This is a genomic window from Streptomyces sp. NPDC005496 (genome assembly GCF_042872045.1).
In the GTDB taxonomy this organism is placed as follows: Bacteria; Actinomycetota; Actinomycetes; order Streptomycetales; family Streptomycetaceae; genus Streptomyces.
Genome location: NZ_JBIAJQ010000013.1, coordinates 198,146 through 224,421, shown reverse-complemented (window position 1 = coordinate 224,421; position 26,276 = coordinate 198,146). Strand labels below are relative to the sequence as shown.

Sequence of the window (26,276 nt, the reverse complement as noted above, 5' to 3'; positions counted from 1 at the left end):
CGGGGTCCGGGGCTCAGGGAAGGCGGCCCCGGGCCCCGCGGGCCGCCCGGACCGGCCCCGGATCTCAGTCCTTGATCTCGGGCGGCGAGATCTGCGACTTCTCGATGCCCGAGCCGGTCGTCCCCCACTTGCCGAGGATCTTCCGGTAGGTCCCGTCGGCGATGAGCTTGTTGACGGCGGCCTGGAACGCGGGCGCCAGCTTCGTGCCCTTGTCGAAGGCGAAGCCGACGTCGAGCCGGTGGAACTCGTTGAGGAACTTCACGCCCTCCTGATGGGCGACCGCGTAGCGCAGTCCGTTGATCGTGCTCATCACGATGTCGCTGCGGCCCTGCTGGAGCGAGGACCAGACCGCGCCCTGCTCGCTGTAGGTCTGCACCTTGTACGCCTTCTCACCCGCGTCCGTGCACACCTTCTTGTTCTGCTCCAGCGTCGCCTCGAAGGTCGTCCCGGCACCCGTCGCGACGTTCAGTCCGCACAGCTGCTTCAGGTCGGTCACCTTGGCCAGCTTGCTGTCCTTGCGGGTGGCGAAGCCCTGGCCGTCGTTGACGTAGGTCACGAAGTCGATCGTCCGGCGGCGTTCGTCGGTCACCCCGAAGTTGCCCACCCCGAAGTCGTACTTGCCGCTGTCCAGGGCGGGCAGGATCGCCTCGAAACTCGCGGCCTCGTGCTTCAGCTCGATGCCGAGCGTCCTTGCGACCGCGTCCGCGAAGTCGACGTCCTGCCCGGCCAGGGTCTTGCCGTCGGCCAGGTAGGAGGTGCCCGGCGGCTGACCGGAGACGCTGACCGCGACGGTGAGGCTGTGCACGCCGGGCGGCAGCAGGCCGGCGGCGGCCGGGTCCTCGCGGACCGAGGAGACGACGTCCTTCACCGGGATCCCGTCCTTGTCGGCCGCGGCCTCGGCGTCACCGCCGGCGGCGGCGCCCGCCGGATCGCGGGAACCGCCGCACGCCGTGAGCAGCAGGGCCGCGGAGGTGATCAGGGCGAAGGGGACGAAATGGCGGCGGCGGGGCCGCGAGGGCGTACTCATGGCGTACGGGTCTCCTGAACAGGCGGAAGCCGGAGGGCGCGTGGGCGGGCAGGCGGACTCGCCCCGCTCGCGGGAAGGCGGCGGAGGGCACGGCTGCGGTGGTGCGGAGAGCTGGCGCGAGGGGAGCGCCGGGGTACGCGTGTGAAGGCGTGGGCGAACGGCGCTCAGGCGCCGGGGAAACGCAGGGAGGCACCCGTCGGAAGGGGTGCCGGGCGGTCAGCTCAACAGGAAGAGGACCACACTCGACCGAAGTCGATGTGGGAGCGCGTGACCAGCCACTGCTGCGGATGCATGGGGCCAAGTGGAACAGGCATCCGTTTCCGCGTCAACTGCCCTGAGACGCACGGCTCACAGTGTGGACAGCCTTGACAGCGGGGGGAAACGCCCCCGTACTCTCGGCGGACGGCCCTGCTGAGGGGCTCGGCCGTGCGGCGCCCTCGCGGCGCCCCGTGTGACCTGTGTGAAGGCATCACCCGTGTTCGATCCGACGCATCACGGAGCCTTCGCATGTCCTCCGACACCCTCCTCAAGACGGCCCCGCCGCACGAAGCGTCGCCCTTGCGCATCGTCCCGCGCCGCCGTCCCGGCCAGTGGTCGGCCGCCGTCGTCGTCCTGGTCCTGCTCGGGCTCGCCGTCGACTCCGTCGTCCGCAACGAGGCGTTCCAGTGGGACGTCGTGGGCGACTACTTCACCTCGGCCTCCGTGCTGCGGGGCCTGTGGCTCACGCTCTGGCTGACCGCGCTCGTGATGGTCCTAGGCTTCGCGCTGGGCGCACTGCTCGCCGCGGGCCGGCTGTCCGCCAACCCCGTTCTCAGGTCGGTGAGTTGGGGCTACGTCTGGCTCTTCCGGTCGATGCCGATCCTGGTGCAGCTGCTGTTCTGGTTCAACATCGGCGCGCTGTACCCGCGGATCCTCGGCGTGCGGACGGTCGACCTGCTCGGTCCGGTCACCGTCGCGATCGTCGGCCTCACCCTCCACGAGGCCGCCTACGCCGCCGAGGTGGTGCGCGGCGGCATCCTCTCCGTCGACCGCGGACAGATCGAGGCCGCCGAGGCGCTCGGGCTCGGCCGGTGGCGACGCTGGTGGCGGATCGTGCTGCCGCAGGCCATGCGCGCCATCGTGCCGCCGGCCGGGAACATGCTGATCGGCACCCTCAAGGGCACGTCCATCGTCAGCGTCATCGCCGTCCAGGACCTGCTCTACTCCGTCCAGTTGGTCTACCACCGCACCTACCAGGTGATGCCGCTCCTGATGGTCGCCACCCTCTGGTACGTCATCGTCACCTCGGTGCTCGGCGTCGGCCAGCACTACGTCGAGAAGCACTACGCCCGCGGATCGGAGCGCAGCCGATGAGCGCCCTGCCAACCGCGGACCGGCCCTCCCTCGTCATCGTCGGCGCCGGCCCGAGGGGAACCGGACTGCTGGAACGGATCGCCGCCAACGCGCCCGAGCTGTACGCCGGTTCCGGCCTCGACATCCATCTGGTCGACCCCTACCCGCCGGGCGGCGGACGCATCTGGCGCGAGGAGCAGTCACCGCTGCTCTGGATGAACTCGCAGGCCCAGGACGTCACCATGTTCACCGACGAGAGCGTCGCCATGGCGGGCCCCGTCCGTGAGGGTCCCACCCTGCACGAGTGGGCCGGCATCGACGGGCGCGTCTTCGCGGACCGGCAGCGGCAGGGCGCGTACCTGCGCTGGGTGTTCGAGCGGACGGTGGCCGCCCTGCCGTCCGGCATCACCGTCCACCACCACGCCCGGCGCGCGCTGCGCGTCGACGGTCCCCGCGAGGGCCGGCAGCGGGTGTGGCTGGAAGGCCGCGCCGAGCCCCTCGCGGCCGACGTCGTCGTCCTGACGCTCGGTCACCTGGACGCCGAACCCGAGTCGGAACAGCGGGCGTTGAGCGCGTACGCCGACGCGCACGGGCTCGTCCACCTGCCCCCGGACTTCACCGCCGACAGCGACCTGTCCGCCCTCGCGCCCGGCGAGCCGGTCCTCGTGCGCGGCTTCGGGCTGGCCTTCGTCGACCTGGTCGTGCTCCTCACCGAGGGGCGCGGCGGCCGCCACGAACAGGGGGAGTACGTCCCCTCCGGGCGTGAGCCGGTCCTGTACGTGGGCTCCCGGCGCGGCGTCCCGTACCACTCGAAGATCGGGTACGACTGGGAGGGCGAACGCCCGCCGCTGCCGCGGTTCCTGGGCCCCGCCGAGATCGACGCGCTCCTCGCCCGCCCGGGCGGGTTCGACTTCCACCGCGACGTATGGCCCCTGGTCGAGAAGGAGCTGGGGTTCGCCCACTACCACCGGCTCTTCACGGCCCACCCCGAGCGGACCAGGGTCGCCTGGACGGACTTCGAGGAGAAGTACGCGGCCGGGGACGCCGCCGAGATCCAGGCGCTGGTGGCGTCCGCTGTGCCCGACCCCGCCGACCGGCTGGACCTCGCCGCTCTCGACCGCCCGCTCGACGGGGTGCGGTACCCCTCCCCGGAGGAACTCCAGCACGGGGTGCGCGCCTACGTCGAACGCGATCTGACGCGACGTCACGACCCGTCGCACAGCCCGGATCTGGCTGTCTTCCTCGGGCTGCTCTCCGTCTACGGACAGCTGGTGCGGCTCGGCGACATCGGCTCCTGGTGGCACGGCTTCTTCAGCTACCTGGCGTCCGGTCCGCCCGGGCCCCGGCTCCGGCAGCTGCTCGCGCTGTCCCGGGCCGGCGTCCTGAGGTTCGTCGGCGCGGACATGACCGTCACCGCCGAGGACGGGCTCTTCCGGGCGCGCAGTGCCACGGTGCCGGGCGCGGTGACCGAGGCCCGCGCACTGGTCGAGGCGCGGCTGCCGCACCCCACGGTCGAGCGCACCAGCGACTCCCTGCTGCGCGAGCTGTACGCCGAGGGGGCCGCCGCGACCCCCGAGGGGCTGCTCGCCGTCGACCCCGCCGACGGGCGGATCCTGGACCGCTCGGGCTCCCCGCACCCCCGGCGCTTCGCGCTAGGTCCGCACACCGACGCCCGCGGTTCGGGCGCCTTCACCCGGCCGCGCACCGGCGGCCCCGCCTTCCGGCAGAACGACGCCGCCGCCCGCGCCGCGCTGGCGTTCCTGCGCGCGCTCTCCTGTCGCATCGCCGCCTGACGGCACCGCCGCGCTCCACCGCGCCCCGACGGGCGGATCCGGTCGCGCCGCCTCCGACCGGGGGTGCCGTCCGTCAGCCCCGCCCCCGGCCAGGGCCCACCCTCCGCGCTCGTCGCGGGCCGGTCCGTCCGCCCACCCGTGGCCGGGCAAACCCGTCCGCTCGGCCACCGCGAGGGCGCGGCGCACCGCCACCGGGCGCCGCTCCGATGTACCGCCGACTCCGCCCCGCCCGACGCCCTTCGTCCGCTTCCCACCCCGCCCGAGGAACCCATGTCTCTGACCAGCGATCCACCCCGATCACCGCTCGCCGCGCCGGCCGTCGAACCGGAGGACCTCGGCGCGCTCAAGGTCGTGCCCGTCCGCCACCCCTGGCGCTGGGCGGCCGTCGTCGTGACGGCCGTCCTGCTCGCGCAGTTCGCGCACGGGCTGGCCACCAACTCCGGCTGGGAATGGGAGGTGTTCGCCGAGTTCTTCACGGCCGACGTGATCCTCAAGGCCGTCTGGGTCACCCTCCAGCTGACCTTCTACGGCACGGCCCTCGGGTTCGCGCTCGGCATCGTGCTCGCCTTCATGCGGCTGTCGGCCAGCCCGTTCCTCAAGGCGGTGGCGTTCGCCTACATCTGGGCGTTCCGCTCCATCCCGCTGATCGTGCAGCTGCTCTTCTGGTTCAACCTGGCCTACCTCTACAAGGAGCTGCAGTTCGGCATCCCGTTCGGGCCCGGGTTCTTCTCCTTCGACACGATGGGCCTGGTCGGCGCGATGAGCGCGGCCGTGCTCGGACTCGCCCTGCACCAGGCGGCGTACGCGGCCGAGATCGTCCGGGGCGGCGTACTCGCCGTGGACGGCGGCCAGTTGGAGGCGGCGGCCGCCCTCGGCATCCCGAGGATCCGGCAGATCCGGCGGATCGTCCTGCCGCAGGCGATGCGCTCGATCCTGCCGAACGCCGCCAACGAGGTGATCTCCCTCTTCAAGGGCACCTCGATCGTCTCGGTCATGGCGATCGGTGAGCTCTTCTACCAGGTCCAGGTGATCTACGGGCGCAACGGCCGCGTCGTCCCCCTGCTCATGGTCGCCACCGCCTGGTACATCCTCCTGACCACCGCGCTCTCCGTCCTCCAGCACTACGTCGAACGCCACTTCGCGAAGGGAACCGCCCGATGAGCGCGCCCACCGGACCCGCCGGCACGGCCACCGCCATGGTCGACATCAAGTCCGTCCACAAGAGCTTCGGTTCGCTGGAGGTGCTCAAGGGCGTCGACCTCGCGGTACGGGCGGGAGAGGTCACCGTGATCCTCGGCCCCTCCGGTTCCGGCAAGTCGACCCTGCTGCGCACCATCAACCACCTGGAGAAGGTCGACCAGGGCTGGATCAGCGTCGACGGCACACTCGTCGGCTACCGGCGCTCCGGCGACAAGCTGTACGAGCTGCGCGAACGCGAGATCCTGCGGCAGCGCACCCGGATCGGCTTCGTCTTCCAGAACTTCAACCTCTTCCCGCACCTCACCGTGCTGGACAACATCGTCGAGGCCCCGGTGTCCGCGCTGAAGCGCCCGCGCCGGGCCGTCGTCGAGACCGCGCGCGCCCTGCTCGACCGCGTCGGCCTCGCCGACAAGGCCGACGCCTACCCGAAGCAGCTCTCGGGCGGCCAGCAGCAGCGTGTCGCCATCGCCCGCGCGCTCGCCCTGGAACCGAGGCTGCTGCTCTTCGACGAGCCGACCTCGGCCCTCGACCCCGAACTGGTCGGCGAGGTGCTCGACGTCATCAAGGACCTGGCCCACCAGGGCACCACGATGATCGTCGTCACCCACGAGATCGGCTTCGCCCGGGAGGTCGCCGACACCGTCGTCTTCATGGACGACGGCCGCATCGTCGAACAGGGCACCCCCGGCGACGTACTGGACCACCCGCGGCACGAACGCACCCGCGCGTTCCTCTCCAAGGTCCTCTGACCGTCCTGACCTCTCTCACCACCAAGTCACCCACATCCATGAGGAGTTCCACCATGCTGTCCCGACGCGTCTTCGCCGCCTCCCTCGCCGCGCTCGTCGCCGCGCCGCTGCTCAGCGCCTGCGGCGGTGACAGCGACGCGGCGACCGGGACGGGCGCCTCCGGTACCAAGAAGGTCGGCGACATCAACATCGGCCCGGACCAGCACCGTGTCCGCGGCGAGAAGGTCGACAGCATCGCCGCGCTCGTACCGGCGGCGATCCGTGAGCGCGGCACGCTGAAGCTGGGCCAGAGCGCCGACGCCTCGCCGCCGCTCGGCTTCTACGCGACCGACGACAAGACCCGCATCGGCTCCGAGATCGATCTCGCGACCCTGGTCGCCGACACCCTCGGCCTGAAGCTCGACAACGACGAGGTCTCCTGGGAGAACCTCTTCGTCGGCCTCGACAGCGGCAAGTTCGACGCCGTCTTCTCCAACGTGACCGTCACCGAGGAGCGCAAGGAGAAGTACGACTTCGCCACCTACCGCCTCGACAACATCGCGTTCGAGGCGAAGAAGGGGACGTCCTGGCGGGTCGACAAGCCCGAGGACGTGGCGGGCAAGACCATCGCCGTGTCCTCGGGGACCAACCAGGAGAAGATCCTCGTCGACTGGAGCAGACAGAACGAGAAGGCCGGACGTGAGCCGGTCTCCATCAAGTACTTCCAGAAGGACACGGACTACTACCTGGCGCTCCAGTCGGGCCGTATCGACGCCTATCTCGGCCCCAGCCCGTCCGCCGCGTACCACGTGGCCTCCGCCGGCCAGAGCGAGATCGTCGGCACGCTCTCCGGAGCCGGGGACAAGCTCCAGGGCAAGATCGCCGCCACCACCAAGAAGGACAGCGGCCTCGTCGACGCCTACGCGGCGGCCCTCGACCACGTCATCGAGAACGGCTCCTACGCCAAGGTCCTCAAGCGCTGGGGACTGAGCAGCGAGGCCGTGAAGAAGTCCGAGATCAACCCGCCCGGTCTCCCGAAGACCTGAGCCCGCCCCGGCGGCCGCGCACCCCGCGCGGCCGCCGGTCCCCTCACCCCTCAGCCGGCCGCCACGGCGGCCGGCTGTCCCCCCACCGGAAAGGCTCGACCCATGACCGCACCGAACGGCCGGGGGCTCCTGCACCTGGCCGCCGCCATCGACCAGGAGGCGGCCTACGACGCCGGCCCCCCGGTGGAACTGGCCCGGCTCGCGGAGCGCGGTGCCCTCGACTTCGTGACGCTCGGCGACACCTTCGCGCGCCCCGGGCCCGACGCGCTCTCCGTCCTGTCCCGCGTCGCGCCCGCCACGACCCGTATCGGCCTGGTGCCGACGGTGACGACCACGCACACCGAGCCCTTCCACGTCCAGGCGGCGGTGGCGACCCTCGACTGGGTCAGCCGCGGCCGGGCGGGCTGGCGGATCGACGTGTCGACGACCGAGGGCGAGGCCCGGCTGTTCGGGCGCCGCCACGCAGCACCCGCCGAGGCGCTGTGGCAGGAGGCCGCCGAGGTCGCCGACGTGGCCGCCCGGCTCTGGGACAGCTGGGAGGACGACGCCGAGATACGCGACGAGGCGACCGGCCGCTTCATCGACCGGGACAAGCTGCACTACGTCGACTTCCGGGGGACCTCCTTCTCGGTGAAGGGCCCCTCGATCGTGCCGCGGCCCCCGCAGGGCCACCCCGTCCGGGTCGTCGACGCCACCGAGGGCCACGCCCGGCGGGTCGCGGCACGCCACGCCGACGTGGCGCTCGTGCGGGCCGTGGACGCCGCCCAGGCCCGTGCCGTACGCGCCGAACTGCGGGACGCGGCGGCACGGTCCGGACGCGACCCCGACACGCTGCGCGTCCTCGCCGGCCTGGTCGTCGACCTCGGGGACGGCGAGCACGCGGCGGACCGGGGCCACGGCGGCGGGGGACCCCGGCCGAGTGCCCAGGGCCCGCTGTACCGCGGCGGCCCCGTGGACCTCGCCGAGCTGATCGCCGACTGGCACGGGGCCGGGGCCGCCGACGGCTTCCACCTCACGCCCGTCGAGCCGCGCCGGGACCTGGAGCGGCTCGTGAACGGCACGGTCGCGCTGCTCCAGCACCGCGGCCTGTTCCGCACCTTCTATCCGGGCAGCACGCTCAGGGAGCACCTGGGCCTCGCGCGGCCCGCCAACCAGTACGCCGTGGCAGGGGGAGCGTCATGACCGTCCGTCCGTCCGCGCGCAGACAGATCCACCTGGCCGCCCACTTCCCGGGCGTCAACAACACGACGGTGTGGGCCGATCCGCGGTCGAGGTCGCAGATCGACTTCAGCTCCTTCGAACACCTCGCACGCACCGCCGAACGCGGCCTGTTCGACTTCTTCTTCCTCGCCGAGGGGCTGCGGCTGCGTGAGCACAAGGGGCGCGTCCACGATCTCGACGTCGTGGGCCGCCCCGAGTCCCTCACCGTCCTGAACGCCCTCGCCGGCGTCACCGAGCGGCTCGGACTCGCCGCGACGGTCAACGCCACCTTCAACGAGCCGTACGAACTCGCCCGCAGGCTCGCCACACTGGACCACCTGAGCGGCGGCCGGGCGGCCTGGAACGTGGTCACCTCCTCCGACGCGTTCACCGGCGAGAACTTCCGGCGCGGCGGCTACCTCGACCGGGCCGAGCGGTACACGCGGGCCGCCGAGTTCGTCGCGACGGCACGGGAGCTGTGGGACTCCTGGACCCCGGACGGCGTGCCGCGCCCGTTCGCCCACCGGGGCCGGCACTTCGACATCGCGGGTGAGTTCACCGTCCCGCGCTCCCCGCAGGGGCACCCCGTCGTCATCCAGGCCGGGGACTCGCCGGAGGGACGCGAGTTCGCCGCCTCGGCCGCCGACGTCATCTTCACCCGGCACGGCACGCTGGAGGCCGGCCGCGCGTTCTACGCCGACGTGAAGGGGCGGCTCGCGGGGTACGGGCGCGCCCCCGAGGACCTGAAGATCATGCCCGGCGTCACGGTCGTACTCGGCGACACGGCGGCCGAGGCCCAGGAGAAGGCGGCCGAGATCCGCCGCCTTCAGGTCTCCCCGCAGAACGCGATCCTCGCGCTGGAGCAGATCTGGGGCGTCGACCTGTCCTCGTACGACCCGGACGGGCCGCTGCCCGACATCGACCCGGTGCCGGACTCCGGGCTCACCCAGGGCAGGACCCGGCTCGGCGACCCCTTCGCCATCGCGGCGAGATGGCGCTCCCTGTCGCGTCAGAAGGGGCTGTCCATCCGGGAGACCGTGATCGAGGCGACCGGCCGGCAGTCCTTCATCGGCACCCCGGAGGCGGTCGCCGCCGATCTGGACGAGTTCGTGCAGACCGACGCCGCCGACGGCTTCATCCTCGTCCCGCATCTCACCCCGGGCGGGCTCGACGAGTTCGTGGACCGGGTGGTCCCGCTGCTCCAGGAGCGGGGGGCGTTCCGCACGGAATACGGCGGGACGACGCTGCGCTCGCACCTCGGGTTGCCGGATCCGGTATGGAAAGGTTGATCACATGACGACGGACGCATCCCAGGACTGGAAGCACTGGCACGAGCAGCGCACCGAGACGGTGGCCGCGCCCTACGGCCCGCTCTCCCTCACGGGCACGCACTGGCTGGAGGACTATCCGGAGGGTCGACTTCCGGACATCCCCGGGCGATGGGCCGCCGAGGGCGACGCGGTCGTGCTGACGGCAGGGGACGACGACGGTCTGACCCTCGACGGCGAGCCCTTCGCCGGGGAGGTCCGGCTGGTCGCCGACTCGGGACCGGCCGACTCGGCCCGGGTCGGGTACGGGGAGCGCCGCCTCGTCGTCCTGGTCCGCGAAGGCGTCTGGGGGGTACGCGACTTCGACCCGGCGGCCCCCGCGCGGCGGGCCTTCCAGGGCATCGACGCCACCCCGTACGACGCGCGCTGGTCGGTGCCGGGACACTTCACGCCGTACGGAGAGAGCCGCACCGTACGGGTCGAGAACGTGGACGGGCGTTCCCGCGGTCTGGGGCTCGGCGGGGTGCTCGCCTTCACCCTCGACGGGCAGGACCTGACCCTCCAGGTGTCGGTGGAGGACGACGGTTCGCTCTGGGCCGTCTTCGCCGACACCACCAGCGGGAACAGCAGCTACCGCTTCCGCTTCCTGCGCCCGGCGGCGCCCGACGCCGAGGGCTCCACGACGGTGGACTTCAACCGTTCGCTGCTGCCCCCGTGTGCCTTCGCGGACCACTTCATCTGCCCCTTCCCGCCGCCCGGGAACACGCTGCACGCGGCGGTCGAGGCGGGGGAGCGCAGGCTGCTCTGAACCCGCCCGGGAGACGGCGGACCGAGGGAGGGTCCGTGATCAACACCCGTGGGATGAGCGCAAGTTGAACGCTGCACGGCCGAAAGGCGCCCTTGCGCCGGTCGGCCGTGCGGCCGAATACTCCCCCTCAGCGCTTGTCAGGGGCACGTCTTGTTCGGAATCCGGACAGAACCCTGGCTGCGCCTCACGGGCCCCGACCCCACGCGGGCCCCCGACTTCCCTTCGGAGGAACGACACGTGAGGATCAAGCGCACCACCCCCCGTAGCGGCATATCGAGACGGACTCGGCTGATCGCCGTGAGCACCGGACTCGTGGCCGCCGCATCGTTCGCGGTCCCCAACGCGAGCGCGTCCGACGTGCACACCTTCAGCGCCACCCAGCTGAGCAAGGTGAACAAGTCGGTGCTCCAATCCGACATCGCGGGCACCGCCTGGGCTGTCGACCAGAAGACCAACCGCGTCGTCGTCACCGTCGACAGCACGGTGTCGAAGGCCGAGATCGCGCAGATCAAGCGGGACGCCGGCAGCAACGCCGACGCCCTCACCATCAAGCGCACCCCGGGCAAGTTCAACAAGCTGATCTCCGGCGGCGACGCCATCTATGCGAGTAGCTGGCGCTGCTCGCTGGGCTTCAACGTCCAGGACAACAGCGGGAACTACTACTTCCTGACCGCCGGTCACTGCACCGACGGCGCGGGCACCTGGTGGTCGAACTCCGGGCACACCACCACGCTCGGCTCGACCGCGGGCTCCAGCTTCCCGACGAACGACTACGGCATCGTCCGGTACTCCACCAGCTACACCGGCACCAAGTCCGGCGCGGTGGGCAGCCAGGACATCACCAGCGCCGCCACCCCGTCCGTCGGCACCACCGTCTACCGCCGCGGCTCCACGACCGGCACGCACAGCGGCCGGGTCACCGCGCTCAACGCGACGGTCAACTACGGCGGCGGCGACGTCGTCTACGGCATGATCCAGACCACGGTCTGCGCCGAGCCCGGCGACTCCGGCGGCCCGCTGTACGGCGGCACCACCGCCTACGGTCTGACCTCCGGCGGCAGCGGCAACTGCTCCTCCGGCGGTACGACCTTCTTCCAGCCGGTCACCGAGGCCCTGAGCGCCTACGGGGTCCACGTCTACTAGACCGGCCCACGTCACGGAGACCGGCGCGCCCCACCGCGACGGTCGCTCCCGCGGCCACAGGAGAGCCCCCGCACGCAACCGGCGTGCGGGGGCTCGCCCTTGCCCGGCGGCGGGGTTACCGTCGAGCTACATGCCTGATGCGCCCACACCGGACCCTGGGGGGCCGTGATGGTCGAGGAACTGGTGGCCGCGGGAGTGTCCGTCGCGTCCGTGGGAGCGGTCTACGTGATGGCGGCGGCCCGTGTCGTCAAGCAGTACGAACGCGGTGTGGTGCTGCGCCTCGGCCGGCTCAGGCCCGGGGTGCGCGGGCCCGGGTTCACGCTGATCGTTCCGTTCGTGGACCGGCTTCGCAAGGTGAACATGCAGATCGTCACGATGCCGGTGCCCGCGCAGGACGGCATCACCCGGGACAACGTCACGGTCCGGGTGGACGCCGTCATCTACTTCAAGGTCGTCGACGCCGCCGACGCGGTCGTCCAGGTCGAGGACTACCGCTTCGCGGTCTCCCAGATGGCCCAGACCTCCCTGCGCTCCATCATCGGCAAGAGCGACCTGGACGACCTGCTGTCCAACCGCGAAAAGCTCAACCAGGGACTGGAGTTGATGATCGACAGCCCCTCCATCGGCTGGGGCGTGCAGATCGACCGCGTCGAGATCAAGGACGTCTCCCTGCCCGAGACCATGAAACGCTCCATGGCCCGCCAGGCCGAGGCCGACCGCGAACGCCGCGCCCGCATCATCAACGCCGACGCCGAACTCCAGGCGTCCAAGAAACTCGCGGAGGCCGCCGGAGTCATGTCCGAGCAGCCCGCCGCCCTCCAACTGCGCCTCCTGCAGACCGTGGTGGCCGTCGCCGCCGAGAAGAACTCCACCCTCGTCCTGCCCTTCCCCGTCGAACTCCTGCGCTTCCTCGAACGCGCCCAGACGGGTGCGCAGCAGCCCGCGCAGCAGCCCGCGCCGGCCGTGCCGCAGCCGCCCGCGGAGGCCCGGGAGCCCGCGGAGCCGCCGGCGTCCGAGGTCGCTCCGCAACCGGTGCGGGAGCAACGTCCGCTCGTCGAGGCCCGCGAGAAGCCGGACGGTTCAGGGGCGATATCCGGACAGGACTAGTCCTCACAGGCTGCACAGGCGGTGCTCGCACGCAGTGTTTGCAGTGCGAATCCATGGGGCCGATCACGGCCGGTCAGGACGTAGAGGGCGCACGACCGTTGGCGTAGGCGCGTCCGGAAGTCGACCTTGTGTCCGCCCCGCCGACGTCGGAATAGTGGGCGCCGCACCGTTGGCATGAACGCGGCTTTTTACGGTGTGCCGGGTTCATGTCCGTACGCCTTCCGGTCCCGGAGGTCCCCACAACCTCCTCGACCGACCCCCCACAGGAGGACGTCAGTTGAAGCACCGACGCATATCCGGGCGGCGCGCCGCCGTGGCAGGTGCGGGCATCGCCGCACTGGTCACCGCGGGAGTCACCTTCCAGACTGCGAACGCGAGCGAGACCGCGAAGTCGTCCGAGCCGCGGACGCTCTCGGTCGCGGCGGCCGGAAAGCTCGCCTCGGTCCTCGGCAAGGACCTGGGCGCCGACGCGGCGGGAACGTATTACGACGCGAAGGGCGAGCACCTCGTCGTCAACGTGCTCGACGAGAGCGCGGCGAAGGCCGCGCGGGCGGCCGGCGCGAAGGCCAGAGTCGTCGAGAACTCCCTCGCCGAGCTGAAGGGCGCCCGTACGACGCTGAAGCAGGACGCGAGCATCCCCGGCACCTCGTGGGCCACCGACCCGGCCACCAACAAGGTCGTAGTCACCGCGGACCGCACGGTCTCCGCGGCCGAGTGGGCCAAGCTGTCCGAGGTCGTCGACGGACTCGGCGGAAAGGCCGAACTGCAGCGCACGAAGGGGGAGTTCAAACCCTTCATCGCCGGCGGCGACGCGATCACCGGAGGCGGCGGACGCTGCTCGCTCGGCTTCAACGTGGTCAAGGACGGCCGGCCGTACTTCATCACCGCCGGGCACTGCACGGAGTCGATCTCGACCTGGTCGGACTCCGCCGGCAACCAGATCGGCACCAACGAGCAGTCCGGCTTCCCGGACAACGACTTCGGTCTGGTGAAGTACACCGCGGACGTCGCCCACCCGAGCGAGGTGGACCTCTACAACGGCTCCGCGCAGGCCATCACCAAGGCGGGCGACGCCACCGTGGGCCAGAAGGTGACCCGCAGCGGCTCCACGACCCAGGTGCACGACGGCACGGTCACCGGCCTGGACGCCACCGTGAACTACGGCAACGGCGACATCGTCAACGGCCTCATCCAGACCGACGTCTGCGCCGAGCCCGGCGACAGCGGCGGCTCGCTCTTCTCGGGCGACACCGCGATCGGCCTCACCTCGGGCGGCAGCGGTGACTGCACCTCGGGCGGCGAGACCTTCTTCCAGCCGGTCACCGAGGCCCTCTCGGTGTTCGGCGCCCAGATCGGCTGACGGCTCGGCACCGTCCGTCCGGAGGTCCCGCCCCCACCGGTTGTGGGGGCGGGACCTCGGCGTTTCGCGTGTCCGGTCGTCGGCGCCCGTCCAGAGCCGCGCTCGCCGAAGGCCTAGACAGGTCGGGGAGAGGCCTCCGCCGGTGCGTGGTGCTTCCTGCGCAGGGCCGCGGCCAGCAGGGTCACCGCGCTGCCCACCACCGCCCAGGCCGAGAGCACCAGCAGGGAGACGGTCACGTCGTTGCCCTTGAAGTAGGCGATCGAGCGGGCCGCCCAGGTGCCGGCGCCGGGCGGCAGGGCCGGTCCGATCGCCTTCCAGAAGGGCGGCAGCATGGGCAGCGGGAAGGCCCCGCCCGCGCTCGGGTTGCCCGCGATCACGATCAGCAGGATGGCGAGCCCGATGCCGACGATCCCGAAGACGCCCTGGAGGGCGAGCGTGGCGGCGCCGACCGCGAAGGTGGTCAGGGCGCCCAGACCCCACAGGGCCCAGACACTGCCCGGCAGGGCGCCGAGGACCGGCCCGATGATGACCGCGCCGCCGAGCCCGCCGACGATCGCGATGAGGGCCATCACGACGAGCCGGATCGTCGCGCGGCGCGTGTTGGCCGGCCGCGCGCCCGAGCTGATCGCCAGGATCGACGCCGAGAGGTAGCCGCCGACGCACCAGCCGACGACCAGGTAGAAGGACGAGAGCCCGTCGAAGTCCTGGTCCGAGGCGGGCGCCAGATCGACGACCCTGAGGTCGCGCCGCTCGCCCCTCTCCAGGGAGGTGGTGAGCGCCCCCAGGGTGTTGGCGAGGGCGCTCCCGCCGCCGGAGGCGACCAGCAGGGTGTCGGTGGTGCCGGACGGGTCGACGACCAGGGCGCCGTCGATGTCGCGGTTCAGGATCTGCCGGCGGGCCTCGGCCGCGTCCTCGACCGTCCGGGGATCCAGCGGCTCGCCCGGAAGCTGCCGCAGCCGGTCGACGGCCTGCTCGGCCGCCCCCTGCGGCGCGACGACCCCGAAGGGCACGTCCTTGGGCTTCGGGTCGTGCAGCGCGCCCACGTAGGAGGCGATGAAGAGCAGCTGGAGAGCGATCACACCGATGACCAGGAGTGTGGCCCGAGGGGTGACCGCGTCCCTCACCTCGTCGAGAAAGGACGTACGCGGCGCGTCGGCTCCGGCTCTCTGCGTCATGCCCTCACGCTCCGGGGCGCACGGTGTTTGCGCAGGTGGGACGGGTCCGAACGGATGTAGCACGCTTGTTCGAAAATTGGTCTATGGTGGTGGTGAGGCAGTTGGGAACTAATGTTCGAGAGCCCGGCCAGGGGCTCACGGGTACGGGAGGTGCGTGTGCCGGGGTTCACGCATCTGCACACCGTCTCCGGGTTCTCCGTGCGGTACGGGGCCTCGCACCCGGAGCGGCTGGCCGAGCGTGCCGCCGAGCGGGGCATGGACACCCTCGCGCTCACCGACCGGGACACCGTCGCGGGCGTGGTCCGGTTCGCCAAGGCCTGCGCGAAGGCGGGCGTCCGTCCCCTGTTCGGCGCGGAGCTGGCGGTGGGGGAGCCCGAGCGCGGGGAGAAGCGGCGCACCCCGGTCCGCGGCGGTGCCTTCGTCGACGAGTCGGCGCCGCGCGTGACCTTCCTCGCCCGGGACGGGGCGGCCGGCTGGGCCGACCTCTGCAGAATCGTTACGGCATCGCAGGCCGGCGAGGGCCCGGCCGTGCTGCCCCGGGCGGACAACCACGCCGAGGGCCTGACCGTCCTGCTCGGCCCCGCCTCGGACGTCGGCCGCGCCCTCGCCGCCGGGCGCCCCGACCGGGCCGCGGAACTGCTCGTGCCCTGGCGGGAGGGGTACGGCGACGCCCTGCGCCTGGAGGCCGTCTGGCACGGGCGCGAGGGCACCGGCCCCGGCTCCCTGCGGCTGGCCGCGCGCACCGTCGGCTTCGCCGCCGAGCAGGGTGTGCGGCCGGTGCTCAGCAACGCCGTCCGGTACGCCGACCCCGGCCTCGGCCCGGTCGCCGACGTCCTGGACTCCGCCCGCCGTCTCGTCCCCGTCGACCCCCGGCGCGGGCTGGACAGCGGCGAGGCCTGGCTCAAGGACCCGGGCGCCATGCTGGGCGCCGCCGAGCGGATCGTCGAGGCCGCCGGCTTCCGCCGTGAGACGGCGCACCGGCTGCTCGAACAGACGCAGGCCACCGCCGCCGAATGCCGCGTCGACCCCGAGGAAGACCTCGGCATCGGCGCCGTCCACTTCCCCGAGCCGCACCTCGTCGGCGCCGGCCGGCGCACCGCGCAGCGCGCCCTGGCCTCCCGGGCGGCGGCGGGCATGGTGCTGCGCGGCTACGCCGGACGCCGGGACTACTGGGAGCGGATGCACCGGGAGCTGGACATCATCGCCCACCACAACTTCGCCTCGTACTTCCTGACGGTCGCTCAGGTCGTGGACGACGTACGGGGGATGGGGATCCGGGTCGCCGCGCGCGGCTCCGGCGCCGGCTCGCTGGTCAACCACCTCCTCGGCATCGCGCACGCCGACCCCGTCGAGCACGGGCTGCTGATGGAGCGTTTCCTGTCCAAGCGCCGCCCGGTGCTGCCCGACATCGACATCGACGTGGAGTCCGCCCGCCGGATCGAGGTCTACCGCGCGATCATCGGCCGGTTCGGCACCGAGCGGGTGGCGACCGTCGCGATGCCCGAGACCTACCGGGTCCGGCACGCCATCCGCGACGTGGGCGCCGCCCTGTCCATGGACCCGGCCGACATCGACCGGATCGCCAAGTCCTTCCCGCACATCCGCGCCCGCGACGCCCGTGCCGCGCTGGACGAGCTGCCCGAACTGCGGCAGCTGGCGGGGGAGAAGGAGAAGTACGGGCGCCTGTGGGAACTGGTCGAGGCCCTCGACGCCCTGCCGCGCGGCGTCGCCATGCACCCGTGTGGGGTGCTCCTGTCCGACGCCTCCCTCCTCGCCCGTACACCGGTCGTGCCGACCAGCGGCGAGGGCCTGCCCATGTCGCAGTTCGACAAGGAGGACGTCGAGGACCTCGGGCTGCTCAAGCTCGATGTCCTCGGCGTGCGGATGCAGTCCGCGATGGCGCACGCCGTGGCCGAGGTGGAGCGGGCGACGGGGGACGCCGTGGACCTGGACGCCGTACCGCAGGGCGACCCGGCGACGTACCGGCTCGTGCAGTCCACCGAGACGCTGGGCTGCTTCCAGATCGAGTCGCCGGGCCAGCGGGACCTGGTCGGACGCCTCCAGCCCGCGACCTTCCACGATCTCGTCGTCGACATCTCGCTCTTCCGGCCGGGTCCGGTCGCCGCCGACATGGTGCGGCCGTTCATCGAGGCGCGGCACGGCCGGGCACCTGCCCGCTATCCCCACCCGGACCTGGAGGAACCGCTGAAGGGGACGTACGGGGTCGTCGTCTTCCACGAGCAGATCATCGACATCGTCGACATCATGACCGGCTGCGGGCGCGACGAGGCGGACCGGGTGCGGCGCGGGCTGTCCGACCCGGAGTCGCAGGGGCGGATCCGCTTCTGGTTCGCCCAGCACGCGGCGGCCAAGGGGTACGACGCCGAGACGATCGCACGCACCTGGGAGATCGTCGAGGCGTTCGGGTCGTACGGCTTCTGCAAGGCGCACGCCGTCGCCTTCGCCGTCCCGACGTACCAGTCGGCGTGGCTGAAGGCCCATCACCCGGCCGCCTTCTACGCGGGGCTGCTCACCCACGACCCCGGGATGTACCCGAAGCGGTTGCTGCTCGCGGACGCGCGGCGCAGAGGGGTGCCGATCCTGCCGCTGGACGTGAACCGGTCGGCGGTCGCCCACCGTATCGAACTGGTGTCTGAATACAGGGGTGTCAGGAACGTGTGGGGGGTACGCCTGGCCCTCTCCGACGTGCACGGCATCAGCGAGGCCGAGGCCGCACGGATCGCGGACGGGCAGCCGTACGCCTCACTGCTCGACTTCTGGGAGCGCGCCCGGCCGAGCCGGCCGCTCGCCCAGCGGCTGGCGCAGGTCGGCGCCCTCGACGCGTTCGGCGCCAACCGCCGTGATCTGCAACTGCACTTGACGGAACTCCACCGGGGCGCGCGCGGCGGACGCGGCGACCAGCTCCCGCTGGCCGGCGGCCGGCGCACGGCCTCGGCGGGCCTGCCGGACCTCGACGAGGCGGAGAAGCTCAGCGCCGAGCTGGGCATCCTCTCCATGGACACCTCCCGCAACCTGATGGACGACCACCGGCAGTTCCTCCAGGAGCTGGGCGTGGTCACGGCCCGCCGGCTGCGGCAGGCGCGCAACGGCGAGACGGTCCTGGTCGCGGGCGCCAAGGCGGCCACCCAGACCCCGCCGATCCGCTCCGGCAAGCGCGTCATCTTCTCCACGCTGGACGACGGCACGGGCCTGGTCGACCTCGCCTTCTTCGACGACTCCCACGACACCTGCGCGCACACCGTCTTCCACTCCTGGCTGCTGCTCGTGCGCGGAGTGGTCCAGCGCCGCGGCTCGCGCGGCTTCAGCGTGGTGGGGGCCGCCGCCTGGAACCTCGCGGACCTGCTGGAGGTGCGCCGCGAGGAGGGCCTGGAGGGGGTGGCCGCCCGGCTGGCCGAGGCGGACGGCGCCGCCCGCGACGGCTCCACCGGCCCTCCGTCGGACGGCGACGGTCCGTCCCGGGCCAGGGTCGCGGGTTCCGACGGGCAGCCCCGCCCGACCGGTTCCGCGGCCGAGGACCCGATGAGGAGCCGGAGCATCCGCCTGCCCACGGGGTTCCAGATGCACCCCTGGGCGGATCTGCGTCCCGCGGGCGAAGGGCCCGCGGGAGGAAAGAAGTTGTGGCACCAGAGTCCGGGGAGTGCGGGATGACCATCCTCTGCGTACGTTTCCAGCTGCCTCCGACGTGCGAGGCGGCCCTGCCCCGACTCCTCGTCATGCTCGAGGAGTTCACCCCCGTCGTCGAGGCCCTGCCGCCCGACGGCGCGCTGGTGGACCTGCGGGGCGCCGAACGGTACTTCGGCCGGGGCGTCGTGGAACTCGCCTCGGTGATACGGGTGCGGGCCCTCGCTCATCACGGGGTGGACTGCGTGATCGGGGCCGGCCCCGGACCGATGCTGGCCCGCATGGCCCTGCGGGAGGCCGCGCGCGGAAGCGTCCGTGTGGTGCCCGGCGATCCCGCCTCCGTCGGGGAGTTCCTCGCGGACCGGCCGGTCGCCGCGCTGCCCGGCGTCGGCGCCGCGACCGCCCGCACCCTGGGCGAGTACGGCCTCGACACCGTCGGCAAGGTCGCCGCCGCGCCCCTGTCCACCCTGCAACGGCTCACCACCGCCCGCGCGGGCCGCGAACTGCACGAGAAGGCCTCCGGGATCGACCGCGGCCGGGTCGTGCCGAACGCGGCCTCACGTTCCCTGGCCACCGAACGCCCCTTCTCACGCGACGAGTTGGACCCCGACCTGCATCGCAGGGCCCTGCTGTCCGCCACCGAGGAACTGGGCACCCGGCTGCGCTCCCTGGAGCAGGTGTGCCGCACGCTGACGCTCACCGTGCGCTACGCCGACCGCTCCGCGACGGTCCGCAGCCGCACGCTGGAGGAGCCGACCGCCCATACCTCGGCCCTCACCTCGGCGGCGTACCGCATGTACGAGGCGCTCGGGCTGCAACGCGCCCGCGTCCGTGCGATGGCCCTGCGCGCCGAGGGGCTGACCCCCGCCGAACTGGCCTCCCACCAGCTCACGTTCGACCCCGTGGACGAGAAGGTCCGCCGGGTCGAGGAGGCGGCGGACCGGGCGCGGGCCAGATTCGGGGCGCATGTGATCGTGCCGGGGACACTGGCGGCGTGACCGTCCGAGGCGCGGTGGGGGAGTCCGGTGGCTTGGCCGCCGTGGCCCGGAGCCCGCGCCCTTGTCCGCGGTGGCCCCGGCGTACCCGTTTCCGTTTTCCGTTTGCCGCGGGCTCAGTTGGCCCACGGGGGAGCGATCCGGGTGCCGTCGGCCAGCTCCGCCTCCAGGCCGATGGAGGTGGTGACCCACGCGGTCGCCGGCTGCCCGGTGGGGTTCTCGACGCCGAACACCGCACCCGGGCTGATGATCAGGACGTCGCCCTCCGTGATCCGCTCGGTGCGGCCGTCGAGCGTGACCAGCAGTTCGCCGGAGAGCAGGTGGAAGATCTCCTCGCGGCTCACGCTGTGCGGCGGGGCTTCGGTGCCTGCGGGGATCTCGCCCCGCCAGGCGCACAGCTCCGTGCTCCCGCTGCGGGGAGAGGCGTAGGAGACGAAACGGGCGCCGTGCATCTCGTGGACGACGGCTTCGGACGAACGGACGACGGGCATGGGGAACCTCCACCGGAATATGGTCAAGTTGCTTGACCATATAGTCAGGCAGCTTGACCATCTCGTCAAGGGTGTTTCAATGCTCCTGTGCAGAACTCCGAGGCCATGGCCCTGTCGGCCGCCCTGCTCGCCGTCGCCGGCGAGCTGACGCAACGCATCCATGCCGGGGTCGTCGCCCGCGGCTTCGAGGGGCTGCGGCCCGCCCACGGCTTCGCGTTCGCCCGGCTCTCCCCGGACGGGGCGACGGCCGGCGACCTCGCCGTCCATCTCGGGATCACCAAGCAGGCCGCGAGCCAGCTCGTCGACGAACTGGTCCGCAAGGGCTACGTCGAACGCCTGCCGCATCCCGGGGACGCGCGCGCCCGGCTGCTGGTCCTGACCGAGCGCGGCCGGGCCTGCACGCGGGCCGCGGAGGAGGCGGCGGCGGAGGCCGTACGGCCCTGGGCGGACCTGCTCGGCGAACGCGAAGTCGACGTCCTGCGGGAGCAGTTGACGCGTATCGCGCCGCGGGGTCCCATCCGTCCCACCTGGTGACGCCGTACCGGCAGCCCCGGTTACCAGTGCAAGTTTTTACTGACGCGTAACTTCACACTTGCGCTACTCGTTCGTAACTTGACGAGTGAACAGCATCCTCGTGATCCGGATCACAGGGCGTACTCCGTCGCAACTCCCTTGAGCCGCAAGGAGATCACACGATGCTGCCCTGGAAGCGTGCACTCAGACCCCTGGCCGCCGTGCTGCTGGCCGCCGCCGTCACCGCCGTCCCCGCCGCCACCGCCCAGGCCGACACCGCCCCCAGTCGGGGCTGGAACAACTACTCCTGCAAGCCCTCCGCGTCCCACCCGCGCCCCGTCGTCCTCGTTCACGGCACCCTCGGCAACTCCGTCGACAACTGGCTGGCCCTCGCGCCCTATCTGGTGAACCGGGGCTACTGCGTCTACTCCCTCGACTACGGCCAGCTCCCGGGCGTCCCGCTCTTCCACGGACTCGGGCCCATCGACAAGTCCGCCGGACAGCTCCAGGTCTTCGTCGACAAGGTGCTCGCCGCGACCGGCGCCGCCGAGACCGACCTCGTCGGCCACTCGCAGGGCGGGATGATGCCCCGCTACTACCTCAAGTTCCTCGGCGGTGCCGCCAAGGTGAACGCCCTCGTCGGCATCGCGCCCGACAACCACGGCACCACCCTGAACGGACTGACCAAACTGCTGCCGTACTTCCCGGGCGCCGAGGACCTGCTGTCCGCGAGCACGCCGGGACTCGCCGACCAGGTGGCCGGATCCGCCTTCCTCACCAAGCTGAACGCCGGCGGCGACACCGTCCCCGGCGTCCGCTACACCGTCATCGCCACCAAGTACGACGAGGTGGTCACCCCGTACGGCTCGCAGTTCCTCAGCGGCACGGGCGTGCGCAACGTGCTGGTGCAGAGCCTGTGCGCCGCGGACTTCTCCGGGCACGTGGCGATCGGTCTCCTGGACCGGGTCGCCTATCACGAGGTGGCGAACGCACTCGATCCGGCACACGCCACCGCCACCACCTGCGCGTCCGTGTTCGACTGACCCGCGGGCGGGGTCCGTCCGGCCTGAGCCGCCGGACGGACCCCGGCCCGCCGTCTCCGGGCGACCCGCCGTCAGCGGCCGTGGCGAGCGCCGCCGGCCGCCCGGCGCCGGACCGAGGCGAACAGCGCCGCGGCGCCGACGGCCAGGGCCGACGCCCCGCCGATCGCGACGTACGCGGTGCCGGCGTCGCCACCGGTCTCGGCGAGGTTCTCCGAAGCGCCGTTCGCGGCAGGGGTGTTGGCCGTGTCCGCGACGGGCTCGGCGTCGTCCGCGCCCGCGGCCGCGGTGGGCTCCGCCGACGTACTGGCGTCGTCGTCGCCGTGTCCGTCGTGCTCGACGGTCGACTTGTCGGCACCGTCCTCGATCTGCTCCTCGGAAGGCGAGGAGGCGCTCGGGGCGGGAGCGGAGCCGCCGCTGCCGGCGGAGCCGTCGCCCTCGCCGCCGCTTCCCCCGCTGCCGCTGCCGCTGCCGCTACCGGTGCCACCGCCACCGCCACCGCCGAAGGCGACGTCCGAGCAGGAGTAGAAGGCCTCCGGGCTGTCCGAACGCTGCCAGACCGCGTACAGCACCTGCTTGCCGGAGCGCTGCGGAAGCGACCCGGAGAACGTGTAGAAGCCGTTCTCCGCCGCCGGGTCGGTCTTCGTCGCCACCGGGTGCGCCAGGTCCAGGTCGTCCCAGGCCAGCGGCTTCGACGGGTCGTAACCGGCCTTCGTGATGTAGACCTTGAACGTCCCCTTGTGCGGGGCGGTCACCCGGTATCGGAACGTGTACGAGCCGCTGCTCACGCTCGTCGCCGGCCAGTCGGCCCGGACCAGGTCCAGGCCCTTGAACTCCTCGTTGCCCGCGCTGCACAGCTCGCCGTCCGCGATCAGCTCCCGGTGCCGGCCGTTCGCGTCGCCGATCCGGATGCCGTTCCAGTCGTACAGGGCCTGCGTGCCGCCCGCCGCTACCGCCGCCTTGCACGCGGCCGACCTCGGGCTCTCCGGACCCTCCGCGTAGCACTGCGACACCCGGCTCACCGGATCGCCCATCGTGCCGTGCGCGACGGCCGGCGCCGTGCCCAGCGCGGTCAGGGCGAGCGGGACGGCACCGACGGCGGCGAACACGGCGGCCTTGCGGCGAGCGGGCATGGAGCACTCCTCGAAACGGTTCCTGAACGCTGGGGCGATCAGCAAGCTAGCCCGAGGAATCGACGAAATCGCCTGCTGGGAGCGGGGGACGGCGATCTTTATGGTGCGGTTAAGGGAGTGCTCAGGCTGCGCTCAGGTAGGTACCGTTTCCGGTATGACCGATGACGTGAACGGTGCCGGGGCGTGGGGGATCCGTCGGGCCGGGGACGCGGACGTGGGGGCCGTCGAGGCCGTGACCGACGCCGCGTACCGGCCGTACATCGAGCGCATCGGCGTCGTGCCCGTGCCCATGCGGGCGGATCACGCGGCACAGGTGGCGGCCGGGCGGGTCTTCGTCACCGGGGAGCCCGTCACGGGACTCGTCGTGGTCGAGGCACGCGCGGACCATCTCTTCCTCGACAGCATCGCCGTCCACCCCGACGCCCATGGGAGGGGCGTGGGGGGACGGCTGCTCGCCTTCGTCGACGCACACGCGCGTGCGCTCGGGCTGTCCGAGGTCAGGCTCTACACCAACGCCATGATGTGGGAGAACCAGAAGATCTATCCGAAGTTCGGCTACGAGGTGGTGGAGCGCCGTGTCGACGGTCCCTATGACCGCGTCCACTACCGAAAGCGGCTGCTCTGACGCTCTGCGGAGTCGGTGGGGCGGTCGAGGCTGGGTGGCTGGAGGATCGGACGGGAGCGTCGGCGCGGCTCAGCCGTCCGGCCACCAAGTGCGATGGATGTCCTTGCGGACCTCCGGGCGCTCTCGCGGGCGCTCGTCGGCCTCGTCCCGCACACGACGGGAGTCCGACCTCTTCAGGGGCTTCTGCACGGTCACGCGGCGCATGGCTGCCTCCTTGTGCCTACCGGGTTCCGTGATTCCACGGAGGTAGACCCTTCTGGGGAGCGTTCCTCATCGGTCGGGATCTGTCAGTGGCGGTGGTCACGATCCGACGGTCCGTCGGACTGTCAGTGGTGGGTGTCACCCTGGCCACATGACCAGTAACAGCGACAGCCAAACGTCAGGCGTCGATTGGGAAGCGGAGTCCTCCACCTTCGACGACGAGCCGGATCACGGTTTGCGCGATCCCCTGGTGCGCGAATCCTGGGCCGCCCGGCTGCGGGGGTGGCTGCCGGAGCGGGCCTCGGACGTCCTCGATCTGGGCTGTGGCACGGGCAGCCTGTCACTGCTGGCGTCCGAGCAGGGGCACCGGGTCACCGGCGTCGACCTCTCTCCGTCCATGGTCTCCCATGCCCGCGCGAAACTCGCGGGACGTGACGCGGTGTTCCTGGTCGGTGACGCCGCGTACCCGCCGGTCGGTGAAGAGCGGTTCGACGTCGTCCTAGTACGCCACGTGCTGTGGACCCTGTCCGAGCCCGGCCGGGTGCTGCGTCACTGGCGTGGCCTGCTGCGTCCCGGCGGCCGACTCGTGCTGGTCGAGGGCGTGTGGGGCACGGTCAGCCCCGTCGGGATACCCGTCGACCGGCTGACCGCCCTGCTCGCTTCGCTCGCCGAGGACATCCGCGTCGAGCGGCTGTCCGAGGACGCCCGGCTGTGGGGCCGCGAGGTCGACGACGAGCGGTACGCGGTGGTGGCGGTGCCCCTCTAGCCCCAAGGCGCGCCCAGAGGGATTTTCCAGCGGACTTCGAGCGGACTTCGAGGGGGCTTCGAGTGGGTGTCGAGTGATTCTCGGGTGGTTCCTCCGGTGGTTCTGCCGGGATGCGTCGAGCGACGCCCGAGTCGCCGTCGAGTCATTCCCTACGGCAGGGCGGCGCACAGTCGTGGAGACGGCCAGGGGGCGTCACACTTCCGTGAGCAGCAGCTCGAAGTCCCCTTGGCGGGCGCGGCGTTCGAGTTCGTCGAGGGCCTCCTCAGCCGCCGCCGCGGCCCCCGGGTCCGTCGTCGTCAGACCGCTCGCCGCGAACTCGTCCTCGTCCAGGCGCAGTACGGCCGTCCCGTCGGCCGAGCGCCACAGGTCCAGGTCGAGATCCTCCACGACCAGCTCGCCCTCGCGGACCACCGCCGGGCGCGTGACGTCGCAGTACCAGCCCTTCAGGGCGCCCCCGGCGTCGCGCACCTCCTTCACCGCGTACCACCGGTCCCGCCAGTAGTACTCGGTGAAGACGTCGCCCGGCTCGAACCGTACGAAGCCGAAGTCGCGTACGCCGTCGCCCGCCCAGGGAGCGCGCACGGTGACGCGGGTGCCGTCGTCACCGAGCAACTCGGCCGGGTAACGGATCTTCACCCGGCCGGACTTGACCAGGACGACCTCCACCTCGCGTCCCGGCGCCGCGGGGCGGGGGTCAGAGGAGTTCGCGGACATGGCGCACCTCCGTCGCGCAGATCTCGTACCCGAACCACCTGTTGATGGCCAGCATGGGTTCGTTGCCGCTGTCGTTGCCCGTGAACGCCTGGGTGAAGCCGGCGGCGCGGGCGCGGTGCAGCGAGTCGTTCTTGGCGAGCTTGGCCAGTCCGCGCCCGCGGTGGGCGCGGCCGGTCCCCGTCATCACGGTCCCGTAGCGGACGTCTCCGTCGGTGCGCGCCGCGCTGAACGCCGCCGGGCGGCCGTCGACGACGGCGACCGAGGTCAGCTCGGGACTGAACAGCGGGTGGTTCCAGGTCTCCGCGAGCCAGGCCTCGTAGTCCGTGAACTCGTGCGCGATGTCGCCCGGTTCGTCGGTCATCGTCTCCGCGTCCAGCAGGAAGAGAGGGCGCGGGTCGTCGGCGTAGTCGGCGCCCGTGCGCAGTTCGACGTCCGGCGGGGGCTCCTGGAGCGGCGGCAGAGGGGCCTTCGCCAGGTCGAGACGGAGGAAGTGCGCCGAGCGGCTCGCGCGGTAGCCGTGGCGCTCGGCGAACGCGCGGTTCGCCGGTTCGTCCAGCACCCAGGCGAACAGCCGGGTGGCTCCCAGGGACGCCAGGTACTCCTCGGCGGTGCGCACCAGCAGGGAGCCCGCGCCGTGCCGGACGTGTGCCGGGTCCACGTACACGTTGACGTAGCCCTGGCCCGGCTGCGGGCTGTCGTGCACGAGGCCGACCTGGGCCGTGCCGACCGGTTCGCCGTCGAGTTCGGCGAGCAGGGGCCGGAAGCGCGCGTCGGGATGCATGTGGACGGCGTCGTGCGCGACGGATTCGGCGGTGGACAACATGTAGGGGAGCGCGAGGCTGCGGATCCGGGCGAAGGCCCCGGTGTCCCGTCGGTCGTCCGGGCGGACATCGCGAACGATCACTGTCATGGAGCCGCACGCTACGCGCGGGCGGCCCGGGGTGCCTCTCATTTTCAGTGCGCCGGGAA

General features: G+C 72.0%; 24 protein-coding genes. 17 read left to right on the top strand and 7 right to left on the bottom strand.

Annotated features, from left to right (window positions below; translation table 11 throughout):
* Nucleotides 1–64 precede the first annotated feature (64 nt).
* On the bottom strand, nucleotides 65–1,027 hold the full coding sequence (locus ACFYQQ_RS33800) for an ABC transporter substrate-binding protein (protein WP_355782442.1): 963 nt from the start codon (nucleotides 1,025–1,027) through the stop codon (nucleotides 65–67).
* Nucleotides 1,028–1,534: 507 nt separating this feature from the next.
* Here ACFYQQ_RS33800 and ACFYQQ_RS33795 point away from each other — a divergent pair.
* From ACFYQQ_RS33795 to ACFYQQ_RS33745, 11 genes are all read left to right on the top strand, one after another.
* A complete protein-coding gene (locus ACFYQQ_RS33795) occupies nucleotides 1,535–2,380 on the top strand; it encodes an amino acid ABC transporter permease (protein ID WP_355782445.1) in 846 nt (281 codons plus the stop codon).
* Nucleotides 2,377–4,152 (top strand): FAD/NAD(P)-binding protein, encoded by a 1,776-nt coding sequence (locus ACFYQQ_RS33790; protein ID WP_355782448.1) that lies wholly within the window; start codon nucleotides 2,377–2,379, stop codon nucleotides 4,150–4,152. The genes ACFYQQ_RS33795 and ACFYQQ_RS33790 overlap by 4 nt, the downstream gene beginning before the upstream one ends.
* 270 nt (nucleotides 4,153–4,422) lie before the next feature.
* Nucleotides 4,423–5,313: an amino acid ABC transporter permease gene (locus ACFYQQ_RS33785; protein WP_355782451.1), complete on the top strand. Its 891-nt coding sequence runs from the start codon at nucleotides 4,423–4,425 to the stop codon at nucleotides 5,311–5,313.
* A gap of 35 nt (nucleotides 5,314–5,348) precedes the next feature.
* A complete protein-coding gene (locus tag ACFYQQ_RS33780; RefSeq protein WP_355782462.1) occupies nucleotides 5,349–6,101 on the top strand; it encodes an amino acid ABC transporter ATP-binding protein in 753 nt (250 codons plus the stop codon).
* A 53-nt stretch (nucleotides 6,102–6,154) separates the two neighbouring features.
* A complete protein-coding gene (locus ACFYQQ_RS33775; RefSeq protein WP_356173385.1) occupies nucleotides 6,155–7,126 on the top strand; it encodes an ABC transporter substrate-binding protein in 972 nt (323 codons plus the stop codon).
* A gap of 102 nt (nucleotides 7,127–7,228) precedes the next feature.
* Nucleotides 7,229–8,308, top strand: a complete 1,080-nt coding sequence (locus tag ACFYQQ_RS33770) for an LLM class flavin-dependent oxidoreductase (protein WP_356173388.1) — start codon at nucleotides 7,229–7,231, stop codon at nucleotides 8,306–8,308.
* On the top strand, nucleotides 8,305–9,615 hold the full coding sequence (locus ACFYQQ_RS33765) for an NtaA/DmoA family FMN-dependent monooxygenase (RefSeq protein WP_355793062.1): 1,311 nt from the start codon (nucleotides 8,305–8,307) through the stop codon (nucleotides 9,613–9,615). The genes ACFYQQ_RS33770 and ACFYQQ_RS33765 overlap by 4 nt, the downstream gene beginning before the upstream one ends.
* A 4-nt stretch (nucleotides 9,616–9,619) precedes the next feature.
* Nucleotides 9,620–10,402, top strand: a complete 783-nt coding sequence (locus ACFYQQ_RS33760) for a DUF1684 domain-containing protein (RefSeq protein WP_355793060.1) — start codon at nucleotides 9,620–9,622, stop codon at nucleotides 10,400–10,402.
* A 237-nt stretch (nucleotides 10,403–10,639) separates the two neighbouring features.
* Nucleotides 10,640–11,545, top strand: coding sequence for a S1 family peptidase (locus ACFYQQ_RS33755; protein ID WP_356173392.1), 906 nt, complete (start codon nucleotides 10,640–10,642; stop codon nucleotides 11,543–11,545).
* A 168-nt stretch (nucleotides 11,546–11,713) separates the two neighbouring features.
* Nucleotides 11,714–12,652, top strand: coding sequence for a slipin family protein (locus ACFYQQ_RS33750; RefSeq protein WP_388906472.1), 939 nt, complete (start codon nucleotides 11,714–11,716; stop codon nucleotides 12,650–12,652).
* Nucleotides 12,653–12,929: 277 nt separating this feature from the next.
* Nucleotides 12,930–14,012 carry a S1 family peptidase gene (locus tag ACFYQQ_RS33745; RefSeq protein ID WP_355791672.1) on the top strand — a complete coding sequence of 361 codons (1,083 nt, stop codon included), beginning with the start codon at nucleotides 12,930–12,932 and terminating at the stop codon, nucleotides 14,010–14,012.
* 113 nt (nucleotides 14,013–14,125) lie between these two features.
* On the opposite strand, the gene ACFYQQ_RS33740 is transcribed toward ACFYQQ_RS33745, so the two are convergent.
* Nucleotides 14,126–15,187, bottom strand: a complete 1,062-nt coding sequence (locus ACFYQQ_RS33740) for a DUF3533 domain-containing protein (RefSeq protein ID WP_355791669.1) — start codon at nucleotides 15,185–15,187, stop codon at nucleotides 14,126–14,128.
* Between the two features lie 156 nt (nucleotides 15,188–15,343).
* Here ACFYQQ_RS33740 and ACFYQQ_RS33735 point away from each other — a divergent pair, with 156 nt between their 5' ends.
* Together ACFYQQ_RS33735 and ACFYQQ_RS33730 are read left to right on the top strand one after the other, a co-directional pair.
* Nucleotides 15,344–18,856 carry a DNA polymerase III subunit alpha gene (locus ACFYQQ_RS33735; RefSeq protein WP_356174343.1) on the top strand — a complete coding sequence of 1,171 codons (3,513 nt, stop codon included), beginning with the start codon at nucleotides 15,344–15,346 and terminating at the stop codon, nucleotides 18,854–18,856.
* A complete protein-coding gene (locus tag ACFYQQ_RS33730) occupies nucleotides 18,853–19,827 on the top strand; it encodes a hypothetical protein (protein WP_355792273.1) in 975 nt (324 codons plus the stop codon). Before ACFYQQ_RS33735 ends, ACFYQQ_RS33730 begins: the two co-directional genes overlap by 4 nt.
* A gap of 113 nt (nucleotides 19,828–19,940) precedes the next feature.
* Here ACFYQQ_RS33730 and ACFYQQ_RS33725 read toward each other — a convergent pair whose 3' ends face one another.
* Complete coding sequence (locus tag ACFYQQ_RS33725) at nucleotides 19,941–20,315, bottom strand: cupin domain-containing protein (protein WP_355792276.1); 375 nt, start codon at nucleotides 20,313–20,315, stop codon at nucleotides 19,941–19,943.
* Nucleotides 20,316–20,402: 87 nt separating this feature from the next.
* On the opposite strand from ACFYQQ_RS33725, the gene ACFYQQ_RS33720 reads away from it, so the two are divergent.
* On the top strand, nucleotides 20,403–20,849 hold the full coding sequence (locus ACFYQQ_RS33720; RefSeq protein ID WP_355792279.1) for a MarR family transcriptional regulator: 447 nt from the start codon (nucleotides 20,403–20,405) through the stop codon (nucleotides 20,847–20,849).
* A 161-nt stretch (nucleotides 20,850–21,010) separates the two neighbouring features.
* Nucleotides 21,011–21,871: an alpha/beta fold hydrolase gene (locus ACFYQQ_RS33715; RefSeq protein ID WP_356174347.1), complete on the top strand. Its 861-nt coding sequence runs from the start codon at nucleotides 21,011–21,013 to the stop codon at nucleotides 21,869–21,871.
* A gap of 71 nt (nucleotides 21,872–21,942) precedes the next feature.
* Here ACFYQQ_RS33715 and ACFYQQ_RS33710 read toward each other — a convergent pair whose 3' ends face one another.
* Nucleotides 21,943–23,001 (bottom strand): lytic polysaccharide monooxygenase, encoded by a 1,059-nt coding sequence (locus ACFYQQ_RS33710; protein ID WP_356243382.1) that lies wholly within the window; start codon nucleotides 22,999–23,001, stop codon nucleotides 21,943–21,945.
* 154 nt (nucleotides 23,002–23,155) lie between these two features.
* On the opposite strand from ACFYQQ_RS33710, the gene ACFYQQ_RS33705 reads away from it, so the two are divergent.
* Nucleotides 23,156–23,626: a GNAT family N-acetyltransferase gene (locus ACFYQQ_RS33705; RefSeq protein ID WP_355780994.1), complete on the top strand. Its 471-nt coding sequence runs from the start codon at nucleotides 23,156–23,158 to the stop codon at nucleotides 23,624–23,626.
* Between the two features lie 69 nt (nucleotides 23,627–23,695).
* On the opposite strand, the gene ACFYQQ_RS33700 is transcribed toward ACFYQQ_RS33705, so the two are convergent.
* Nucleotides 23,696–23,830: a hypothetical protein gene (locus tag ACFYQQ_RS33700; protein WP_355780997.1), complete on the bottom strand. Its 135-nt coding sequence runs from the start codon at nucleotides 23,828–23,830 to the stop codon at nucleotides 23,696–23,698.
* A 148-nt stretch (nucleotides 23,831–23,978) separates the two neighbouring features.
* On the opposite strand from ACFYQQ_RS33700, the gene ACFYQQ_RS33695 reads away from it, so the two are divergent.
* Nucleotides 23,979–24,593: a class I SAM-dependent methyltransferase gene (locus ACFYQQ_RS33695; protein WP_355781000.1), complete on the top strand. Its 615-nt coding sequence runs from the start codon at nucleotides 23,979–23,981 to the stop codon at nucleotides 24,591–24,593.
* 192 nt (nucleotides 24,594–24,785) lie between these two features.
* Here ACFYQQ_RS33695 and ACFYQQ_RS33690 read toward each other — a convergent pair whose 3' ends face one another.
* Nucleotides 24,786–25,307: a DUF402 domain-containing protein gene (locus ACFYQQ_RS33690; protein ID WP_355781002.1), complete on the bottom strand. Its 522-nt coding sequence runs from the start codon at nucleotides 25,305–25,307 to the stop codon at nucleotides 24,786–24,788.
* A complete protein-coding gene (locus ACFYQQ_RS33685) occupies nucleotides 25,288–26,217 on the bottom strand; it encodes a GNAT family N-acetyltransferase (RefSeq protein ID WP_355781005.1) in 930 nt (309 codons plus the stop codon). Before ACFYQQ_RS33685 ends, ACFYQQ_RS33690 begins: the two co-directional genes overlap by 20 nt.
* Nucleotides 26,218–26,276 lie beyond the last annotated feature (59 nt).

Coding starts and splice junctions, on each gene's coding strand:
- ACFYQQ_RS33725 (WP_355792276.1), bottom strand. CDS start 20,315: ATGCCCGTCGTCCGTTCGTCCGAAGCCGTCGTCCACGAGATGCACGGC.
- ACFYQQ_RS33710 (WP_356243382.1), bottom strand. CDS start 23,001: ATGCCCGCTCGCCGCAAGGCCGCCGTGTTCGCCGCCGTCGGTGCCGTC.
- ACFYQQ_RS33765 (WP_355793062.1), top strand. CDS start 8,305: ATGACCGTCCGTCCGTCCGCGCGCAGACAGATCCACCTGGCCGCCCAC.
- ACFYQQ_RS33695 (WP_355781000.1), top strand. CDS start 23,979: ATGACCAGTAACAGCGACAGCCAAACGTCAGGCGTCGATTGGGAAGCG.
- ACFYQQ_RS33790 (WP_355782448.1), top strand. CDS start 2,377: ATGAGCGCCCTGCCAACCGCGGACCGGCCCTCCCTCGTCATCGTCGGC.
- ACFYQQ_RS33795 (WP_355782445.1), top strand. CDS start 1,535: ATGTCCTCCGACACCCTCCTCAAGACGGCCCCGCCGCACGAAGCGTCG.
- ACFYQQ_RS33785 (WP_355782451.1), top strand. CDS start 4,423: ATGTCTCTGACCAGCGATCCACCCCGATCACCGCTCGCCGCGCCGGCC.
- ACFYQQ_RS33730 (WP_355792273.1), top strand. CDS start 18,853: ATGACCATCCTCTGCGTACGTTTCCAGCTGCCTCCGACGTGCGAGGCG.
- ACFYQQ_RS33690 (WP_355781002.1), bottom strand. CDS start 25,307: ATGTCCGCGAACTCCTCTGACCCCCGCCCCGCGGCGCCGGGACGCGAG.
- ACFYQQ_RS33770 (WP_356173388.1), top strand. CDS start 7,229: ATGACCGCACCGAACGGCCGGGGGCTCCTGCACCTGGCCGCCGCCATC.
- ACFYQQ_RS33715 (WP_356174347.1), top strand. CDS start 21,011: ATGCTGCCCTGGAAGCGTGCACTCAGACCCCTGGCCGCCGTGCTGCTG.
- ACFYQQ_RS33700 (WP_355780997.1), bottom strand. CDS start 23,830: ATGCGCCGCGTGACCGTGCAGAAGCCCCTGAAGAGGTCGGACTCCCGT.
- ACFYQQ_RS33750 (WP_388906472.1), top strand. CDS start 11,714: ATGGTCGAGGAACTGGTGGCCGCGGGAGTGTCCGTCGCGTCCGTGGGA.
- ACFYQQ_RS33780 (WP_355782462.1), top strand. CDS start 5,349: ATGGTCGACATCAAGTCCGTCCACAAGAGCTTCGGTTCGCTGGAGGTG.
- ACFYQQ_RS33705 (WP_355780994.1), top strand. CDS start 23,156: ATGACCGATGACGTGAACGGTGCCGGGGCGTGGGGGATCCGTCGGGCC.
- ACFYQQ_RS33685 (WP_355781005.1), bottom strand. CDS start 26,217: ATGACAGTGATCGTTCGCGATGTCCGCCCGGACGACCGACGGGACACC.
- ACFYQQ_RS33740 (WP_355791669.1), bottom strand. CDS start 15,187: ATGACGCAGAGAGCCGGAGCCGACGCGCCGCGTACGTCCTTTCTCGAC.
- ACFYQQ_RS33775 (WP_356173385.1), top strand. CDS start 6,155: ATGCTGTCCCGACGCGTCTTCGCCGCCTCCCTCGCCGCGCTCGTCGCC.
- ACFYQQ_RS33760 (WP_355793060.1), top strand. CDS start 9,620: ATGACGACGGACGCATCCCAGGACTGGAAGCACTGGCACGAGCAGCGC.
- ACFYQQ_RS33800 (WP_355782442.1), bottom strand. CDS start 1,027: ATGAGTACGCCCTCGCGGCCCCGCCGCCGCCATTTCGTCCCCTTCGCC.